Consider the following 15343-nt stretch of genomic DNA (forward strand, 5'->3'; position numbering starts at 1 on the left):
TTTACTGAATTATCCTACACTGTTTATCGGTCTATTTCTACCCTTTTGCATAACCTTTCCTTCCGAAAGTGAATCTTTTTTTCTTCGTTCGGGTATACCCTTACCAATGCATGTAAAAAAGGGGGATTTTCAGGATGAAGGGACAATTCTTTATTGGTGGACAATGGCTAGATCACGGACGAGAACGGACGGATGTTACGAATCCAGCAACTGGAGAAGTCGTCGGTAGTGTACCAAACGGAACAAAATCAGACGTCAACGACGCAGTAGAAGCAGCACGGAAGGCATTTCCTGACTGGTCGAAGCGGACAGTCTACGAACGTGCCGAACTTCTCGAGAAGTTATATGCGAAGATGATTGAGAAAAAAGATGAACTGGCTCGCCTGATGACGCTTGAAATGGGGAAACCGCTCGCTGAGTCAGAAGGTGAAGTGCAGTATGCCGCAAACTTCGTCAAATGGTTTGCAGAGGAAGGAAAACGCGCTTATGGGCGTGTCATTCCAACGCATGATGCGAGCAAACGACTTCAAGTCATCAAACAGCCGGTCGGTGTCGTTGCTGCGATCACACCATGGAATTTCCCGGCTGCCATGATTACCCGAAAGCTTGCTCCGGCACTCGTCGCCGGATGTACGTTCGTCATCAAACCACCAACAGCGACTCCGCTTACCGCGCTTCGTCTTCTTGAACTCTGTCAAGAAGTCGGGATTCCAGAAGGCGTCGTCAATGCCGTTACAGGTAGCGGGAAAGCGCTTGGTGAATCACTCGCGACACATCCACATGTCGATAAGATCACTTTCACTGGTTCAACCGAAGTTGGACGGACGCTGATGGCTCAAGGAGCAGAGACGATCAAAGCGATGTCGCTTGAACTTGGCGGACATGCACCGATTCTCGTCTTTGATGACTGTGATCTCGATTTAGCTGTCGCTGAGACGATTAAGTCGAAATTCCGTAATGGCGGTCAAACGTGCGTCTGCGGAAACCGGATTTACGTATCCGACTCGATCTATGATGCGTTCGTTGAAAAACTCGGGCAAGAGACAGCGAAGCTGAAGACCGGAAATGGTCTTGATGCTGAGACGAAGATTGGACCGATGATCAATAAAGCGGGTTACGATAAAGTCAAAAAACATGTTGATGATGCGACATCCGCTGGTGCACGAGTCGTCACGGGCGGAACAGGAACGACGGATGAGGAGAACGATGTCTATTATTATGAAGCAACCGTTCTCGCGGACGTAAAACCCGGCATGCTGATCATGAACGAGGAGACGTTCGGACCTGTTGCTCCCGTCCAGCGTGTCAGTTCTGATGAGGAAGCGGTTCGTTACGCCAACCAGACACCATTCGGTCTCGCTTCGTATGTCTTTACGAAGGATTACGCCCGTGCGATTCGCGCGATCGAAGGGCTTGATTACGGAATCGTCGGCTGGAATGATGGTGTTCCTTCTGCTGCGCAAGCACCATTTGGTGGAATGAAACAATCCGGTCTCGGACGCGAAGGTGGTAGTGAAGGACTCGAAGCCTATCTCGAGACGAAGTACATTTCAATCGGTGGACTAGCGTGAACGCGGCGGATTGGTTCGTCCAATGTTTAGAGGCAGAGGGCGTCACGCATATCTTTGGTGTTCCCGGTGAGGAAAACATCACATTACTCGAATCACTCAGTCGTTCGTCGATCACGTTCATCACGACGCGTCACGAAACGAATGCTGCGTTCATGGCAGCGATGTTCGGTCGCCTGAGTGGACGACCGGGTGTCTGCCTATCGACACTTGGTCCCGGTGCGACCAATATGATGACCGGTATTGCAAGTGCGACGATGGATCATTCCCCTGTCGTCGCGATCACAGGTCAAGGAGCGACAGCACGGCAACACAAAGCATCGCATCAAATATTTGACCTCGTAGACCTCTATCGTCCGGTCACGAAGTCTAGTACATCCGTTCTGTCGGCGGAGGTCATTCCGGAAATCGTGCGACGTGCCTTCGCGACAGCAAAAAGTGAAAAACCAGGGGCAACCCATATCTCTTTTCCAGAAGACATCGCAACACAAGAACGTGATCAAGCAGCGACACCCTTACAGCAGGACAGTACACCAACGCATCTCCATTCCCTGACGATTGATGATCCTGACGCCTTACGTCTGATCGAACGAGCAAAACGTCCGGTCATCATTGCTGGATTTGGCATTCATCGGCAACAAGCACTTGATGCGTTTCGAGCATTCGTCGAAAAGCTCCAAGCTCCCGTCGTCGAGACGATGATGGGAAAAGGAGCGATTTCTTCACACCATCCGCTTGCCGCACACACAATCGGTTTACCAGACGTCGATTACAACCAACGGATTCTCGATTCGAGTGACCTCATCATTACGGTGGGCTACGATATTACGGAGTTACCTCCGCAAAAATGGAATCCGAAAAAGACACCGATCGTCCATTTGGATACGAATCCTCACGAAATCGATGCTTATTATCCGGTTGTCGCGAACGTAGTCGGACCACTCGTCGATATGCTGACTGTATTGACTCCTTTACTGCCCGAGCGTGCGTGGAACGACTGGCAACAAGATCGCGATAAATTACGCGACGAGATTCAAGAAACGTACTCGCTTGCCCTGCCTTTACATCCTCAAAGTATCGTCCGTGAACTCGAACGAACTGTCGGGGAGGATGGCATGGTCTTCTCGGACGTTGGTGCACACAAAGTCTGGCTCGCACGCCATTATCAAACGACACGTCCGGATCAGTTATTCATTTCCAACGGATTTGCTTCGATGGGCTATGGTTTATCGAGTGCGCTCGCAGCCAAGCTGTTATATCCGGACCGGCGAATCGCCTGTGCCGCTGGAGATGGTGCCTTTTTGATGAATGGACAAGATCTCGAGACCGCTGTTCGTCTGAAGCTTCCGCTCGTCGTATTGATTTGGCGTGACGGAACCTATGGACTGATTGAATGGAAACAACAACAAGCGTTTGGGCGTTCGTCTTACATCACGTTTGACAATCCAGACCTCGTTCAACTGGCTCATGCTTTCGGCGCACTCGGTCTCCGTGTCGGTGAACACGGCTCCCTCGCACATTGTCTTGACCAAGCATTTGCAAGTGATGGACCCGTTTTGATTGACTGTCCGGTCGATTACCGGGAAAATCTAAAGTTAAGTGAACGTCTCCGGACGTATGGAGGATGATATACATGACACAACCACGTAAGCTGCAATCCATTTCTGATTTTGATCAATTTGCGTCCGAACACAACGCGTTCGTGATTTGCAAACACAGCACGACATGTCCGATCAGTGCCGCAGGATTCTCGGAGTATACGAAATTTGCAGATGAAACGTCTGTTCCAACAGCGTATCTTTTCGTCCAAGAAGCTCGGACCTTATCGAATCACATCGCCGAACATTACAGCGTTCGGCACGAGTCACCACAAGTCTTGTTCATTCAAGACGGTAAATCGGTCTGGACAGCCTCGCATTACGACATCACGAAAGATGCACTCGAAACGAACGTCCAGTAATGCTTGCTGTGAAACGAGCCTCCGGCTGTTTCAAACTGAAGACAAAGCGCAATTTTTCTTTAACGAGAAAGATTGCGCTTTTTTGTTTACCACGAATCGTTATCCTAGGAAGCGATGTCGAGTGTACAACATGCTTCTTTCCTTGTTTACTTCACTAGAAAAACGCTTTCAATCTTACATAAAAAATAAAATTATCTTTCTTAGCTATTATTATTTGTAATTCGAACTAAATCGGATTAAGATAAACTACAGATAGAACGACCGTATAGAAATATGTACTGTTAGTTTAGTTAGGAGGATATTCATGCAACAAAGTGCAACTCACACAGCTCGAGCTCCTTACGGAATTCTCGCCGTTTTGATGATCGGGGCATTCATTGCTTTCTTAAATAATACATTGCTCAACATCGCCCTGCCTTCGATCATGAAGGACCTAGCGATCGAACCATCAACTGCTCAATGGCTGTCGACTGGTTTCATGCTCGTCAACGGTGTCTTGATTCCGACATCTGCGTTCTTGATTCAAAAATATTCGGTTCGTCGCCTCTTCTTACTCGCGATGACTCTCTTCTCGGCTGGAACGATTCTTGCCGGCTTCGCAGAAGTCTTCCCTGTCTTGCTTGCAGGACGGATGATTCAAGCATCTGGTTCTGCGATCATGATGCCGTTACTGATGAACGTCATGCTCGTCAGTTTCCCGATTGAAAAACGTGGGACTGCGATGGGCTTCTTCGGATTAATCATGATGGGGGCGCCAGCGATCGGACCGACGTTGTCTGGTTGGATCATCGAGCACTATGATTGGCGGATGTTGTTCCACTTCATCACACCAATCGCCTTGATCGTGCTCGTTGCTGGTTTCTTCTTACTTCGTGACGTCAAGGAGCGGTCTGCCACTCGGATTGATCTCGCTTCCGTGGCACTTTCGTCACTTGGTTTCGGTGGCTTATTGTACGGTTTCAGTTCTGCCGGCTCTAAAGGTTGGGATAGCTTCCACGTCTATGGAGCGCTGATTGTCGGGGTCATCGCACTCGTAACATTCATTTATCGTCAGCTCCATATGGAACGTCCGATGCTCAACTTCAAGATTTACCGTTACCCGATGTTTGCCTTGTCTTCTGCCATCTCGATGGTCGTCACGATGGCGATGTTCTCGGGCATGTTATTGCTTCCGATCTATGTCCAGACGATTCGCGGTATCTCACCACTCGATGCGGGTCTCATGCTATTACCAGGTGCCATCTTGATGGCCGTCATGTCACCGATCAACGGGAAACTGTTTGATAAAATCGGTGGACGTCCTCTTGCGTTGACTGGTTTGTTCATCACAGTCGTTACCAGTTACTACTTCAGTCAGCTCGAGATGGATACGACGTATACGCATCTGATCGTCCTGTATTCGTTACGGATGTTCGGGATGTCAATGGTCATGATGCCAGTCTCGACGAACGGTTTAAACCAGTTACCAACGCGCTACTATCCACACGGAACAGCGATGAACAATACGTTGCAACAAGTATCCGGTGCGATCGGAACAGCCTTGCTCGTAACGATCATGTCGACGCATGCGAAGACACGTGGGACAGAACTCGCGGCTGAAGCGGCGAAGAACATGACGAGTCAACCGACAGCTGAAGCGGCTGCTGCTCTGAAACAGCAGATTACGATGCAAGCGACGCTTGACGGAATCAACTATGCGTTCTTCATCTCGACGTTCATCGCTGGTCTAGCATTCGTCCTTGCCTTCTTCATTAAACGGGCGACACAAGCCGAAGATATCATCAGCGATCAACGCTCATTGAACGAAACGATCGTCAAACCACAAGTTTCCAATCAGTAAGTGCAAAAGCAGTTGCCTCTCGCGACTGCTTTTTTTATTTCTTAAGCTATATACTGGTACCCCCCATACCTATATGTTAGAGTAAAGATAACAACAAGATCACCAAAGGAGGCACGACTATGACACACGATCACCCCGTCGTTCCACGAACGAATGAAGAACAAGATGCGTTGATGAAGCGATTGAAGCGCATCGAAGGACAAGTCCGCGGGATTGCTAATATGGTCGCTGAAGATCGGTATTGTATCGACATTTTGACGCAAACGGCATCAATCCAAGCAGCTTTGCGGCAAGTCGAACTACAAATCATCGAACGCCACGTTAAGATGTGCATGCATGAAGTCGCCACCCGTCAAGATAGTACGGACGCTTACGTCGATGAATTGATGTCGGTCATCGCTCGATTGAAAAAGTAAGGAGGGTTTTCTGATGTCAAAAACGATTGAGTTTGATATTGAAGGCATGACGTGTGCCGCCTGCTCCGCCCGGATTGAAAAAGTCCTCAACCGGATGGACGGGGTTGAAGCAACGGTCAACTTGCCGCTTGAAACCGCTCGTGTTTCGATTTCTGATGCCTATGACGATCAAGCGATCATCGAAAAAATCCGAAAAATCGGCTACGGAGCAACGGTCAAACAAGCACCACACGCAACAAAATCGAATCGCCGGATGCTGTATCGCTTTATGATCGCGGCCATTCTATCGTTACCGTTGCTCGCGAGCATGCTGACGCATATTCCAAACAGTCCGTTCCACCTTCCATTCTTAATGAATCCGTGGCTACAGTTTGCTTTAGCGACACCGGTGCAATTCATCATCGGAGCGCCCTTCTATAGTGGGGCTTATAAAAGTTTACGGAGTGGGAGTGCCAACATGGATGTCCTCGTTGCACTCGGAACATCGGCAGCCTACTTTTATTCCGTTGCTGAAATGCTACTCGTCTCTGATATGCCGCATCTCTACTTTGAGACGAGTGCGATTCTGATTACACTCGTCTTACTCGGCAAGGTCCTCGAAGACCGTGCGAAACAACAGACGACGGGAGCAATTAAAAGCCTGCTCTCCCTACAAGCAAAGGAAGCCGTCATCTTAGAGGACGGACAGGAACGAACGGTCTCCATCGATGCAATTCAAACCGGGATGATCTTACTCGTAAAACCTGGGAATAAAATTCCGACAGATGGTATCATTCGCTCAGGCGACGCGTATCTCGATGAATCGATGTTGACCGGTGAATCTGCGCCTGTTCATAAAACGGTTGGAGCATCCGTCATTGGCGGTACGCTGAATACGAATGGATCTTTACAAGTCGAAGCGACAAAGATCGGACAAGCGACGGTTCTCGCACAAATCATTCGTGTCGTCGAACAAGCGCAGACTGAAAAGGCACCGATTCAACGACAAGCCGATCGGATTTCTGGTGTGTTCGTGCCGATCGTCGTTGCCATCGCGCTTCTGACGTTAGCCGCTTGGTGGATGATCAGTGGATCCTTTGCGGAAGCGATTCGTCCTGCCATAGCGGTGCTCGTCATCGCTTGTCCATGTGCACTCGGACTTGCGACACCGACTTCGATCATGGTCGGAACTGGAAAAGGGGCTGAACGAGGGATTCTCTTTAAAGGGGGCGCTCAACTCGAGAATCTTCAACATGTCGATGCTGTCGTCTTTGATAAGACCGGAACACTGACAGTCGGTCGCCCTGTCGTCGTCGAAACGTTCGGTACGGAGACAGCGCTCGATTTCGCTGCTGCGCTTGAACGGCAATCGGAACACCCTCTTGCTCGCGCCATCACAGCAGAACGGGATGTCGTCTTTGATATCGAACGGTTCCACGTCGAATCAGGACGTGGGATCACGGGACAAATCATGGGACATGATCTCATCGTCGGATCGGCGCGAATGATGCAGGAACGAAACATCATTCTTCCTGATTGGACATCACCTGGAGCGACTCTCGTATACGTCGCTGTCGATGGAGAAGTCGCGGCCGGATACGCCATCCGTGACGCATTGAAAGATTCAGCGAAAGAAACGATCCGGCGTTTGCGCGAGACAAAAGAAGTATATCTCCTGACCGGTGATCGCCGGGAAGTCGCTGATCATTTAGCAACAGAACTGGGACTGGATCCAGCGTTCGTCTTTGCTGACGTTTTGCCGATTGAAAAGGCAGATGTCATTCAGTCACTTCAACAAACGAAACGTGTCGCGATGGTCGGAGACGGTATCAATGATGCCCCTGCTCTTGTAACGGCGGATGTCGGCATCGCGCTCGGTAGCGGCACGGATGTTGCCCTTGAAGCAGCAGACGTGACATTGCTTGGACACGACTTAAAACAAGTTTTACTTGCGATCGAGCTGAGTGAGCAGACGATGAAAAACATTCGTCAAAATCTCGTCTTTGCACTCGGTTATAACACGATTGGTATTCCGGTCGCCTTTCTTGGTCTGCTTGCCCCATGGCTTGCGGGTGCCGCGATGGCATTCAGCTCTGTCTCTGTCGTGACGAATGCGTTACGATTAAAACGTACCCCACTATCTAAAGGAGGAACATCATCATGAAAGAAACAACATTATCTGTTATCGGTATGACATGCAATCACTGTAAAGCAAGTGTCGAATCAGCTTTATCTGAAGTCGAAGGTGTACAACAGGCTACTGTCTCACTCGAACAAAACCAGGTTACAGTCCAGCACGAGGATGTTCCTCGTGAACGTCTCGTCGATGCGATCGAAGAAATCGGCTACGATGTACCGACTGCTTAAATTTTCATGCCAAACTGCTTCTAACACGCAGTTTGGCTTTTTTATTTTTTGAAAAGCGGGAATGTACGGAGTAAGGAGGGGTTCGTATGGTACCGAAAATCGAATTCGTAGAACACTTCGACGACAACAAAGGAAAACGATTTAAAATCGAACTTTGGAATCTCGGAACCTTCACATTCAGTGCCGAGTCAGCTCGTGGACCTGTCACCCGTTTCACCTCCATTGACATTCAATTCGTTCAAGCTTGCGTTCAACGAATGCGCTCGATCGTGGACGCCAAAAAAGCATTTCAGGAAGACCAACCAGTCTAATCCTGTTCTTTTTCCATTCTCCTCATGGCGCTTGCCATGAGTTTTTTTGTTTCCGGTCAATGTTTTTCAATATTTTTGTCTTTTTTTTCGAAAACCAGTATCGCTTCGGCAAGATGAACCGATAAGAAACAGACATCATTTTATTCACATCTTGAGTATTGGAGGCAACTACGTGCGTAATCCTTTTAAAAGTAAGACTACTTCGGCTTATCAAGCTACCATCGGCTTTCCTGATTCCCGTCTCATTACGAAGACGGCAGATCCTGATCTCACATCCCGTCTCGTATACATGGGGTATACAGAAGAACAGCTACAGACACTTAAATCGATGGCACCTGTCGTTCAAGGCATCTTAGATGAGGTTCTTGAACAGGTCCTCGATCATCTTCTATTAAATCCTGAGATGGCAACCATCGCAAAACAATCGTCGACACGCGAACGACTGAAGAAAGTCTTTGCTGACTACTTCACGAGTCTACTGACAGGAAATATGAACGAGTCATTCCTCGCGATGCGTACGCGAATGGGACAGACACATAAACACAACTTCGTTCCCGTCACTTGGTTCATCGCTTCGTATGCTGCGTTTCAGACGTTGTTGATTCCAAAAATCGTCGAACACTATCAGCATGACCCAGCACAACTGACAACAGCTGTGCTTGCATTGACTCACGCAATGAACTTAGACGCTCAGATCGTGACGAGCCAGTACGTCGATTCTCGCTTGAATGAAGTGACGACGGCGAACGAGTCACGCCGTCAACTTTTGACGGACGTCGTTCGTGTCAGTCAAGAAGTCGCAAGCTCAGTTGAGCACACGGATCATGCCATCATCGAGACGAGCCGACGTGCTTCACAAGTATTAGCAGAAACAGCTCAGACGGAGCAGACAAGCCAGCAACTCGTTCAAATGACGATTGCTAACGAACGACAGATGCAACAGATGGAGCAACAATTCGCTCAATCGACACAACAAGTTGGTACTTCGCTTGAAAGCATCCATGAATTGAAGACGACATCGGATGAGATCGTCCAGATGACGCAAAGCATCGAAGCGATCGCCAATCAGACGAACTTACTCGCGTTGAATGCTTCGATTGAAGCAGCACGTGCCGGTGAACACGGTAAAGGATTTGCTGTCGTCGCGACGGAAGTTCGAAACCTTGCCGAGAATGCGAAATCGTTGAGTAGCAGTATCAACGGTCTGATTCAAAAGAACAATGGTAATATCACACAACTCGTTTCTCAGATGGAAGACATTACACGTGCCAACACCGCATCTCAGCAAGAATTGCAACAAGTTAAACAAGGAATTCAAACCGTTAAGAGTGAAATGGAGAATTCCCTCACCTTGTTTGGACGCAACAAAGAAAACCTCGGGCAAATCGTCGAGACGATCCAAGGTCTCAGTAAGACGACACAAGGCTTGACGACACTGACGACGGATCTTGTCGCTGCTTCCGAAACACATTAAAAAATAGGCAATTCTTATTCTCGGTTTTAACCGAAATAAGAATTGCCTATTTTACTTTACTCGTCTTGTTCTGCTGTGACGACAAGACGCTGATCGTATCCTTTTGATTCTGAAAACGTACCTATACATGAAATGAGCGTCAGTTTATTCATGACGGTTGCACCGAAGATTGATCCGACAGGTGCTTCATCGACAGGATAGGACATGACGTTCGTCACCACGTACGATACCTGTTGTCCTGTTTTTCCCGTCACTTCAATCCGTTGCCCTTTTTTCATCTTGGCTAAATCATAAAAAACAGCGGGACCTTCTTGATCATCCAAATGTCCGGCTAGCACGACATTTCCGGTTTGTCCGGCTTTTGCTCCGTATTTATACCAAGCGACCTGATCGGTCTGTTTCGGAACATCCATCCGTCCTTGTTTATCCTTCCCGACGACTTCGATGTTCGCTTTCACATCGAGCGTCGGAATTGTAATACGCGTTGGTATGAACGCCTCTTCGTCCACCTTTTCGGATGGCGTGGACGAAGAAGACGTCGTTGTTTCGGTTTGTTTTGGTTTTTCCGGCTTTGTAGCATCTGGAGGTGATCCCGATTGACATCCGGCTAATACGAGTAAGAGAAGAAGACTACTCTTAAGCGTTTTGTTTACGACGGACGACATACGCTGTTCCTACTAACAAGGCAGCTGCTGCTGCGACTGCCCATGGTGTAGCAGAAGCCGTATCAGATGAACCACCAAGTCCTGTTTCTGGCATTGATGCCATTTCACCACCGTCTGGGATCAAGAGGACTTCAAATGCTGGTTCGCCTTCAAGTAAGCCGATTGCGAGTGCTGTATAGTTTTTGCCACTGTCGAGTTTGACACCATCCAGTGCTTTGACGACATCCGTTGCGCCTGCAGGACGGACTTCAAGGTCATACGTACCTGCATCGAGTGTACCGTAGTCAGAGACTTTTGAGAATTCAAGGTTACTGAAGAGTGGGTCTCCACCTTTTGGTGCGACATCAACAGCTGGCGCATCTGGTGCAAAGTGTGCGACACGAACCATTGATTTTCCATCTTCGCCTTTACCATTGTCTTCCATGACCGCGAGTTTGATATCAGCTAATTTGCCGATTGCTGCGACCGAATAGAATTTACCAGCTTCTACGTTGAGTGTTTGAGAGAGCACAGGATCTTTCGTAGTTCCTGCAGCGAATACTTCTACTTTATGTTCGCCAGCTGGTAGTGTGAGATAATCTGTGACATCTTTGAATTTTGCTCCTGATACCGCTTTTTTGCCATCGACCGCGATATCGACTGCCGGAGCATCTGGTGAAGCATGAATGACACGAACCATTGCGTCATCTGCTGCGCCTACTGGTAGCACGAATAGTGCAAACAGCAACGTAGCGGTCACAAACGATAAGAGTTTCTTCATCTTTTTTCCACCTTTCTGATTGTCAAATGTACATCGCTCTCAAACCAATGTTCTTACACTTCAGAACATTTCCTTCGTGGTGACATCTTAAACTTAAGATACTGCCGTAAATGTGTAAAGATTTCAGTGTGCTATGAACTTGTTCTACAAACACATTGACTTTTTCTTTCTTTTCGAAATAAAATATCTTAAATAACAATAGAAAAGAAGGTTAAAACCTATGGATTCCTACGATTTAAAAATTATTACTTTTTTGAAAAGGGATGCCCGGATGAAATGGTCAACACTTGCACAACACATCGGCTTATCGGCACCGGCTGTTGCAGAGCGCGTCGCACGCTTACAAGAGCAAGGTATCATCCGTCAGTTGACGACGGTTCTAGACCCCTCCTCCTTTGACTATCGTCTTGCTGCATTCGTCGCTGTTTCACTCGAGCGACCGGAACATCGAGCGCCATTTCTAAAACGGATTCAAGAACTTGAGTATGTACTGGAATGCCATCACGTCGCCGGGGACGATGATTACCTACTTAAAATCCGTTGTCGGGATACAGAACAACTTGATGAAATCATCACCTACCACATCAAAGAATTAGCAGGTATCCTGCGGACGAAAACGACGATCATCATGCGAACGGAAAAGGAGTCCCTTCATTTTCCGTTACCCGAGGTGGACTGATGTTTACGACTGGTTTTGGAATCGGGTTTGCCTTAGCCGCCCCCGTCGGTCCGATTGGCCTCTTATGCATGCAACGAACTCTTCGACATGGACGAATTTCCGGAATTGTTTCCGGACTCGGAGCCGCAACGGCAGACTTTACTTATGGATTGCTTGCCTTATCTGGTTTTTCACTCGTCCAATCTTTACTCACCCAAGCATCCTGGATGCAACTGATCGGCAGTCTGTTTTTGTGTTACATCGGCTGGTCGATGTTTCAAGCTTCTTCGACCGCCTCAATTTCCGATACAGCCTCGTCACGGTTAAGTAGCTATCTATCCGTCTTACTCCTGACGTTCTTGAACCCCATGACGATCACGCTATTCCTGGCGTTGTTCGCACGATTTAAATTGACGATGACGAACGGACAGGATGCCTTTTTGTTTCTAATCGGTATTTTTCTCGGTTCTGCCACTTGGTGGGTCATCTTGGCGAACATCACACACCTGCTCAAGCACCAGCTTGCGACACCCACTTTACGTATCATCCAGTGGACGTCTGCCAGTCTAATCATCGGATTCGGTGCGTTCGGGATCATTCAATTCTTCCTCTAAACAAAACAAAAGAGACCGACATCACGTCCGGTCTCTTTTGTTTTTTCATTTAATGAATCCAATCATCATTTCGCGTAATACTTTCGCTGCCGCGATCGCTGTCATGTCGGATTGATCGTACGCTGGGCATACTTCTACCAAATCCGCGCCGATGACGTCGACGTCTGCTCGTGCGATCATATGAACGACTTCAAGTAGTTCCTTCGTTGTCACTCCACCGATTTCTTGTGTACCTGTCCCTGGTGCTGCTGACGGATCGAGAACATCGATATCGATCGTGACATAGACCTTTTTACCGGCAAGTGTCGGAAGAACTTGACGAAGCGGCTCGACGATCTCGTATTTGAAGAGGTTGTAGCCTGACGTTTTCGCCCATTCGAACTCTTCTTTCATACCTGAACGAATTCCGAATGAATAGCAGTTCTCTGGTCCGATCAAGTTTGCGATTTTCTTAAGTGGCGTCGAGTGCGACAATGGCTCTCCTTCATACTCATCGCGTAAGTCCGTATGCGCATCAAAGTGAAGCACGACGAAATCATCGTAGTGTTTATCGAACGCTTTGACGACTGGCCACGTGACTAAATGTTCGCCACCCATACCGAGCGGGAACTTGCCTGCTGTCAGTAACGAATCGACGTATTCTTCAATCATATCAAGTGATTTTTGAGCATTCCCGAATGGTAACGGGATATCTCCCGCGTCAAACAACTTCGCGTCAGCGATGTCACCATCTAAGTACGGGCTATATTCTTCTAAACCAAGAGATACTTCACGGATACGTGCCGGACCAAATCGTGAACCCGGACGGAAACTGACCGTCCAGTCCATCGGCATGCCGTATAAAATTCCTTTTGCATCTTCGTGAGTCGGTTGACTCGCGATAAAGACTTTTCCTGAATATGCTTCATCAAAACGCATGATCCATTCCCCCTGTTCATTTGCCGTTTGCTGATACAAACGTCTGTTTACCTGACAACAGAGCGATTTCGAAGATCGAAACCGCTCTGTTCATGTGTGCTATAGTGACTGAGCTCAGCCGTTCGTCAAATCTTTAACGAATTTCGGAAGTGCGAAAGCTGCCGTGTGAAGCTCAGGCGTGTAATACTTCGTGTCGATCTCGTGGAAACGCTCTGGTGCAACAGCAAGCGGATCGTGTTTCTTTGATCCGATCGTGAACGTCCAAAGACCACTTGGGTACGTCGGAACGTTAGCGATGTAGAGCTTCGTGATTGGGAAGATTTCTTTAACATCACGTTGGACATCACGGATCAAGTCTGGTGTGAACCATGGGTTATCCGATTGTGCGACGAAAATACCGTCTTCTTTCAATGCTTTTGAAATACCAGAGTAGAAGCCTTTCGTGAACAAGTTGACCGCTGGACCAACTGGTTCAGTCGAGTCGACCATGATGACATCATACTCGTTTTCTGCTTCTGCGATATGCATGAATCCATCCCCAACGATGACTTCGACGCGTGCATCGTCCAATCCACCTGCAATGTTCGGGAGGTATTTTTTCGAATACTCGATGACTTTTCCGTCGATTTCAACTAAAACAGCTTTTTCGACGGACGGGTGTTTCAAGACTTCACGGATGACTCCGCCGTCTCCTCCACCAACGACCAGAACCGATTTTGGATTCGGGTGTGTGAACAACGGGACGTGCGCGACCATCTCGTGGTAAACGAACTCGTCCTTATCTGTCGTCATGACCATTCCGTCAAGTAACAACATCGTACCGAACTCGTCCGTTTCAACCATCTCTAGGCGTTGAAACTCCGTTTGTTCGCTCTCATAAACGTGGTTGACACGGAATGTGATACCGTAATCTTCCGTTTGGTGTTCCGTGAACCATAACTTTAATTTTTGTTCCATTTGCGATAGAACCCCTTTCTTTCATCAAGACAAAAGTTGTTCGTATGCGAGTGGCGTTTACGGCGCTTCTTAATCATACAAATGCGAGTATACCGAATTTCGAAAGAAACTTCTATATAATTCGAAAATTTTTGTCTTCTGTCTTTACTCGACGAACGTCACGATTTCATCAAGTGGACGACGCTGCTTATCACGTTTTGGTTCGTCTGCCCGGTAACCGAATGCGACCATGACCGGCACCGTGAAAACAGAACGATCGAGCAGTCCACGATCGACGAGTAATTGCTCGACGGCTTGCTGGTCGAATCCTTCGATTGGACATGAATCGATACCGATTTGTGCTGCCGTCGACATCATGTTTCCGAGTGCGATATAGGCTTGTTTTGCTGCCCAGTCTTCCATCGCTTTTGGGTTATCACCAATCGCGAAATCCTCCTCTAAAAACAGACCATAACGCTTCGTCCGTCCGGCCTTTGCTTCTTCGGATAGACCAAGGAAATCCATCATCTGCGTGACATGTGGACCATTTGCCTGCATTTGTTCTCCTGTCCGGGCGAGGAACAAGACGAAGTGACTCGCTGTCGGCAATTGTCCTTGTGCGCCCCAAGAGATTTCTTTTAATGCGTCTCGGATTTCTGGATTTTGAATGACGAGCATATTCCATGGCTCATATCCGAACGAGCTCGGTGACAGACGCGCCGTTTCTAAAATGAACCGAAAATCGTCTTCTGGGATCATTTGACCATTAAATGTCTTGGTCGCATGACGAGATTGAAATGCTTCGAGAATCGCTTGTTTTTGTTGTTGTTTTTCCATTGGAAATGCCTCCTTCAAAATGATGACTGCTTTTGTTATA

The 15343-nt window shown here is 48.0% G+C and carries 16 protein-coding genes; 11 read left to right on the forward strand and 5 right to left on the reverse strand.

Features of this window, described 5'->3' with window-relative positions; translation table 11 throughout:
- Nucleotides 1-134: 134 nt before the first annotated feature.
- The 9 genes from EXG77_RS14760 (at nucleotide 135) to EXG77_RS14800 (ending at nucleotide 9915) form a co-directional block, all read left to right on the forward strand.
- Complete coding sequence (locus EXG77_RS14760; RefSeq protein ID WP_023466816.1) at nucleotides 135-1571, forward strand: NAD-dependent succinate-semialdehyde dehydrogenase; 1437 nt, start codon at nucleotides 135-137, stop codon at nucleotides 1569-1571.
- Nucleotides 1568-3196, forward strand: a complete 1629-nt coding sequence (locus tag EXG77_RS14765; RefSeq protein ID WP_035399157.1) for an acetolactate synthase large subunit — start codon at nucleotides 1568-1570, stop codon at nucleotides 3194-3196. Before EXG77_RS14760 ends, EXG77_RS14765 begins: the two co-directional genes overlap by 4 nt.
- Nucleotides 3197-3201: 5 nt before the next feature.
- Nucleotides 3202-3528, forward strand: coding sequence for a bacillithiol system redox-active protein YtxJ (gene ytxJ, locus EXG77_RS14770; RefSeq protein WP_023466812.1), 327 nt, complete (start codon nucleotides 3202-3204; stop codon nucleotides 3526-3528).
- Nucleotides 3529-3832: 304 nt separating this feature from the next.
- Nucleotides 3833-5368: a DHA2 family efflux MFS transporter permease subunit gene (locus tag EXG77_RS14775; protein WP_023466811.1), complete on the forward strand. Its 1536-nt coding sequence runs from the start codon at nucleotides 3833-3835 to the stop codon at nucleotides 5366-5368.
- Between the two features lie 119 nt (nucleotides 5369-5487).
- A complete protein-coding gene (locus tag EXG77_RS14780; RefSeq protein WP_023466810.1) occupies nucleotides 5488-5784 on the forward strand; it encodes a metal-sensitive transcriptional regulator in 297 nt (98 codons plus the stop codon).
- 13 nt (nucleotides 5785-5797) lie between these two features.
- Nucleotides 5798-7927 (forward strand): cation-translocating P-type ATPase, encoded by a 2130-nt coding sequence (locus EXG77_RS14785; RefSeq protein ID WP_035399159.1) that lies wholly within the window; start codon nucleotides 5798-5800, stop codon nucleotides 7925-7927.
- Nucleotides 7924-8130 (forward strand): cation transporter, encoded by a 207-nt coding sequence (locus EXG77_RS14790; protein ID WP_035399161.1) that lies wholly within the window; start codon nucleotides 7924-7926, stop codon nucleotides 8128-8130. Before EXG77_RS14785 ends, EXG77_RS14790 begins: the two co-directional genes overlap by 4 nt.
- A gap of 86 nt (nucleotides 8131-8216) precedes the next feature.
- On the forward strand, nucleotides 8217-8441 hold the full coding sequence (locus EXG77_RS14795) for a hypothetical protein (protein ID WP_023466807.1): 225 nt from the start codon (nucleotides 8217-8219) through the stop codon (nucleotides 8439-8441).
- A 172-nt stretch (nucleotides 8442-8613) separates the two neighbouring features.
- Nucleotides 8614-9915 carry a globin-coupled sensor protein gene (locus EXG77_RS14800; RefSeq protein WP_023466806.1) on the forward strand — a complete coding sequence of 434 codons (1302 nt, stop codon included), beginning with the start codon at nucleotides 8614-8616 and terminating at the stop codon, nucleotides 9913-9915.
- Nucleotides 9916-9971: 56 nt separating this feature from the next.
- On the opposite strand, the gene EXG77_RS14805 is transcribed toward EXG77_RS14800, so the two are convergent.
- Nucleotides 9972-10580 carry a class F sortase gene (locus EXG77_RS14805; protein ID WP_035399163.1) on the reverse strand — a complete coding sequence of 203 codons (609 nt, stop codon included), beginning with the start codon at nucleotides 10578-10580 and terminating at the stop codon, nucleotides 9972-9974.
- Entirely contained in the window at nucleotides 10552-11340 is a 789-nt protein-coding gene (locus EXG77_RS14810; RefSeq protein ID WP_023466804.1) for a DUF4397 domain-containing protein, read from the reverse strand. The genes EXG77_RS14805 and EXG77_RS14810 overlap by 29 nt, the downstream gene beginning before the upstream one ends.
- A 220-nt stretch (nucleotides 11341-11560) precedes the next feature.
- Here EXG77_RS14810 and EXG77_RS14815 point away from each other — a divergent pair, with 220 nt between their 5' ends.
- The gene (locus tag EXG77_RS14815) at nucleotides 11561-12019 is read left to right on the forward strand and encodes an Lrp/AsnC family transcriptional regulator (protein ID WP_023466803.1); all 459 of its coding nucleotides are present in this window, start codon (nucleotides 11561-11563) and stop codon (nucleotides 12017-12019) included.
- Nucleotides 12019-12612 carry a LysE family translocator gene (locus tag EXG77_RS14820; protein ID WP_023466802.1) on the forward strand — a complete coding sequence of 198 codons (594 nt, stop codon included), beginning with the start codon at nucleotides 12019-12021 and terminating at the stop codon, nucleotides 12610-12612. Before EXG77_RS14815 ends, EXG77_RS14820 begins: the two co-directional genes overlap by 1 nt.
- 45 nt (nucleotides 12613-12657) lie before the next feature.
- On the opposite strand, the gene speB is transcribed toward EXG77_RS14820, so the two are convergent.
- From speB to EXG77_RS14835, 3 genes are all read right to left on the reverse strand, one after another.
- Nucleotides 12658-13530 (reverse strand): agmatinase, encoded by an 873-nt coding sequence (speB, locus tag EXG77_RS14825; protein ID WP_023466800.1) that lies wholly within the window; start codon nucleotides 13528-13530, stop codon nucleotides 12658-12660.
- 114 nt (nucleotides 13531-13644) lie between these two features.
- The gene (gene speE, locus EXG77_RS14830; RefSeq protein ID WP_023466799.1) at nucleotides 13645-14487 is read right to left on the reverse strand and encodes a polyamine aminopropyltransferase; all 843 of its coding nucleotides are present in this window, start codon (nucleotides 14485-14487) and stop codon (nucleotides 13645-13647) included.
- A 144-nt stretch (nucleotides 14488-14631) separates the two neighbouring features.
- Nucleotides 14632-15303 carry an NAD(P)H-dependent oxidoreductase gene (locus tag EXG77_RS14835; RefSeq protein ID WP_035399166.1) on the reverse strand — a complete coding sequence of 224 codons (672 nt, stop codon included), beginning with the start codon at nucleotides 15301-15303 and terminating at the stop codon, nucleotides 14632-14634.
- Nucleotides 15304-15343: the final 40 nt, after the last annotated feature.

This window comes from Exiguobacterium sp. OS-77 (assembly GCF_000414195.2).
In the GTDB taxonomy this organism is placed as follows: domain Bacteria; phylum Bacillota; class Bacilli; order Exiguobacteriales; family Exiguobacteriaceae; genus Exiguobacterium_A; species Exiguobacterium_A indicum.

Excerpts from the sequence above, each read along its gene's own strand:
- EXG77_RS14760 (WP_023466816.1), top strand. The coding sequence starts at position 135 with ATGAAGGGACAATTCTTTATTGGTGGACAATGGCTAGATCACGGACGA.
- EXG77_RS14790 (WP_035399161.1), top strand. The coding sequence starts at position 7,924 with ATGAAAGAAACAACATTATCTGTTATCGGTATGACATGCAATCACTGT.
- EXG77_RS14795 (WP_023466807.1), top strand. The coding sequence starts at position 8,217 with ATGGTACCGAAAATCGAATTCGTAGAACACTTCGACGACAACAAAGGA.
- EXG77_RS14815 (WP_023466803.1), top strand. The coding sequence starts at position 11,561 with ATGGATTCCTACGATTTAAAAATTATTACTTTTTTGAAAAGGGATGCC.
- speB (WP_023466800.1), bottom strand. The coding sequence starts at position 13,530 with ATGCGTTTTGATGAAGCATATTCAGGAAAAGTCTTTATCGCGAGTCAA.
- EXG77_RS14805 (WP_035399163.1), bottom strand. The coding sequence starts at position 10,580 with ATGTCGTCCGTCGTAAACAAAACGCTTAAGAGTAGTCTTCTTCTCTTA.
- EXG77_RS14820 (WP_023466802.1), top strand. The coding sequence starts at position 12,019 with ATGTTTACGACTGGTTTTGGAATCGGGTTTGCCTTAGCCGCCCCCGTC.
- speE (WP_023466799.1), bottom strand. The coding sequence starts at position 14,487 with ATGGAACAAAAATTAAAGTTATGGTTCACGGAACACCAAACGGAAGAT.
- EXG77_RS14785 (WP_035399159.1), top strand. The coding sequence starts at position 5,798 with ATGTCAAAAACGATTGAGTTTGATATTGAAGGCATGACGTGTGCCGCC.
- EXG77_RS14775 (WP_023466811.1), top strand. The coding sequence starts at position 3,833 with ATGCAACAAAGTGCAACTCACACAGCTCGAGCTCCTTACGGAATTCTC.
- ytxJ (WP_023466812.1), top strand. The coding sequence starts at position 3,202 with ATGACACAACCACGTAAGCTGCAATCCATTTCTGATTTTGATCAATTT.
- EXG77_RS14780 (WP_023466810.1), top strand. The coding sequence starts at position 5,488 with ATGACACACGATCACCCCGTCGTTCCACGAACGAATGAAGAACAAGAT.
- EXG77_RS14810 (WP_023466804.1), bottom strand. The coding sequence starts at position 11,340 with ATGAAGAAACTCTTATCGTTTGTGACCGCTACGTTGCTGTTTGCACTA.
- EXG77_RS14835 (WP_035399166.1), bottom strand. The coding sequence starts at position 15,303 with ATGGAAAAACAACAACAAAAACAAGCGATTCTCGAAGCATTTCAATCT.